The sequence below is a fragment of the Actinomadura sp. CNU-125 genome, from assembly GCF_001942465.1.
Classification (GTDB): Bacteria; Actinomycetota; Actinomycetes; order Streptosporangiales; family Streptosporangiaceae; genus Spirillospora.
Genome location: NZ_MKJY01000453.1, coordinates 1 through 2,465, shown reverse-complemented (window position 1 = coordinate 2,465; position 2,465 = coordinate 1). Strand labels below are relative to the sequence as shown.

General features: G+C 74.0%; 3 protein-coding genes and 2 pseudogenes. 2 read left to right on the top strand and 3 right to left on the bottom strand.

Annotated features, from left to right (window positions below; translation table 11 throughout):
* Positions 1 to 307: pseudogene (locus tag BJF79_RS54430) on the top strand (hypothetical protein); the annotation flags it as partial.
* 7 nt (positions 308 to 314) lie between these two features.
* Here BJF79_RS54430 and dapF read toward each other — a convergent pair.
* The gene (dapF, locus tag BJF79_RS37305) at positions 315 to 1,316 is read right to left on the bottom strand and encodes a diaminopimelate epimerase (RefSeq protein ID WP_075904471.1); all 1,002 of its coding nucleotides are present in this window, start codon (positions 1,314 to 1,316) and stop codon (positions 315 to 317) included.
* A 113-nt stretch (positions 1,317 to 1,429) separates the two neighbouring features.
* Between dapF and BJF79_RS37300 the strand changes: the two genes are divergently transcribed.
* Positions 1,430 to 1,717 carry a MazG-like family protein gene (locus tag BJF79_RS37300; RefSeq protein WP_075904469.1) on the top strand — a complete coding sequence of 96 codons (288 nt, stop codon included), beginning with the start codon at positions 1,430 to 1,432 and terminating at the stop codon, positions 1,715 to 1,717.
* A 78-nt stretch (positions 1,718 to 1,795) separates the two neighbouring features.
* Here BJF79_RS37300 and BJF79_RS37295 read toward each other — a convergent pair whose 3' ends face one another.
* A complete protein-coding gene (locus BJF79_RS37295; protein WP_075904467.1) occupies positions 1,796 to 2,053 on the bottom strand; it encodes a hypothetical protein in 258 nt (85 codons plus the stop codon).
* Positions 2,054 to 2,069: 16 nt separating this feature from the next.
* A pseudogene (locus BJF79_RS37290) lies at positions 2,070 to 2,465 on the bottom strand (hypothetical protein); the annotation flags it as partial.

The window sequence follows — 2,465 nt, the reverse complement described above, 5'->3', positions numbered from 1 at the left end:
CGCTGCCCGGCGCGGCGTGGTGGGCGTTCGGCCCGGCGGCGGCGCCCGCGCTCCGCCGCCGGGCGCTGCGGATGGCGCGGCGCCGCCCCATCGACCACGCCATGCCGATCTTCGACACACCGTTGGGCGCCGTGCCCACCGGCCCGTTCGTCTGGGCCGGGACGGGATCGACGTCGCCGCGCTCGGCTGCACGCCGCTGCTCGCGGCACTGAGCGCCCCGCCGTCCGCGATCGGCGCGCACCTGGCCGTCCAGGCGGCGGCCGGAGCGGCGACCCTGGCCGCCTACCTGGCCGCCGCCCGCCGCTGACCCGCGGTCAGGCGGTGGGCTTCACCCCGGCGTCGGCGAGGATCTCGCGGTTCTCCTGGTAGAGGGCGTCGAACGCGGCCAGCTCCGCCGCGTCGTCCTCCTTCTCGAACGACAGCGGGCCCTCGCCCGCCAGCGAGGCCCGGTCGACCTCGGCCCGGAAGACGATCGTGCCGTTGCCCTCCAGGACGGGCTGCCAGCGGCCGTCGGCCTCCTGCAGCCACGACCGCGCCGGGCCGCCCGGATTCCGCACCAGCACCGGGACGTCCGGGTCGACCCGCCCGAGCCGCGACAGCACCGCGCGCGACGCCGCGACGCCCGAACCGCAGCTCGGCGTCAGCCCCGCGCCGCGCTCGTAGGTCTGCACGTAGACGTCGTCCGGGCCGCGCCCGTCCAGCGGAAGGACGAAGCTGACGTTCGCGCCCTGCGGGAAGTCGCCGGGCGCGTCCGCGACCCGCAGGCCCGTCTCGATCAGCTCGTCCTCGCGGTAGCCGGTGATGACGCTGACGAGGTGCGAGTTCGGCACCGCCACCGCCGTGACCGGCAGCGACGGGTGGTAGGCGCCGACCACCCGGTCGACGATCGGGCCGACGGCACCGGCGACGATCGGATCGGCGGGCGCGAAGTCGACCGGCGGCAGCTCCACCGCCGTCCGCCGCACGCCGTGCGGCGACGTCCCCGCGTCGCGGACCGTGAAGTCGTACGGGCCGGTGCGCAGAACCACTTGCCCGGCGTCGTAGCGGTCGAGGAGGAGGCGGCCCGCGCCGCGCATCCCGTTGCCGCACAGCAGCGACTCCGAACCGTCCGGGTTGAAGAACCACGCGCGGCCCGAACCGTCGCCGCCGTCCACGATGAAGTACACGCCGTCGGCGCCGAGCCCGTCCCGGCGGTCGCACAGCCGACGCACCGCGCGCGCGGCGGCACCACCGGGGAACAGCTCGTCCGGGGCACCGTCGATGACCAGGATGTCATTACGGTTTCCGTGGACCTTGACGACCGGCAACTGCGACATGGCGGCTCTCTGACGTGCTTCAACGGACGATCCGACCATCGTACCGGCCGACCGTCCGCGCACGTCGCTAACATCGCCGACGTCACATTCCCGCTCACACACCTGGACGCGCCATGTGGGACGACCTCGCCCGCCTCCGGAGGGGCCTCCTCCCCGGCATCGACGAGCAGACGCTCATCCTGAAGATCGCCGAGGAGTACGGCGAGGCCGTCCAGGCGTACATCGGCGTCACCGGCCAGAACCCGCGCAAGGGCGTCCACGGGACGCGCGACGACGTCCGCGACGAACTCGCCGACGTCATCATCACCGCGGGCATCGCCCTCGTCGCCCTCACCGGCGACGACCCCGAGCGCGCCCGCGCCCACCTCGACCGGCGACTGCGCACCGTGATCGAACGCTGACCACCAGGTTTGTTCGTTGATCTGCGGCGTGTTGCCCAAACTCGGGCGCTCATAAGGGCAACACGCCGCAGATCAACGTCAGGAGGCGGGTGGCGGGGCTAGCTTCGCCGCGATCGCGTAGTCGATCCGGACGTCGCGGTACGTCGTCCCCGACGTCGCCTCGTCGGGGACGCCCTCCCGCACGCTGCCCGACGAGGAGCGGGCGTCGGCGTCCCCGGTGAACTCGACCGAACTGTCCGGCACGACGTCGAACCGCAGCTCGTCGGCCTTGATCGTCGCGCGGAACAGGATCGCCGCCGAAGCCGCCACGTCGTCGTCCGGATACCGACCGGCCATCGTTCCCCCTCGGTGCTCAGCGGCTCGACTGCTTGGAGAACATGCGCACGAGGGTCCGGCCGAGCTCCTGCAGCGACTCCTCGGTCTCCCGCAGCGCACCCCGCAGTTCCGTCGCATCGTCTCCCTGTTCCCGGCTGTTCCCGCCGCCATCGGACGCGTCGTTCCGCTCTCCACCCGCGCTGTCGGACGACGGCCCCTCCTGCGGTCGTTCGTCCGAGCGATCACCACCCGACTCCCCGGCCGACTCCCCGGCCGACTCCCCGGCCGACTCCCCGGCCGCACCGTCCGCACGGTCACCGTCCCGTCCGGCCGCACCCCCCGCGTCCTGCCCGGCCTGCTCCGCAGCGCCCTCGGCGCCCCCGGCCGACCGACTCCGCCGCGCCACCCGCACCCTGACCGACCGACTCCGCCG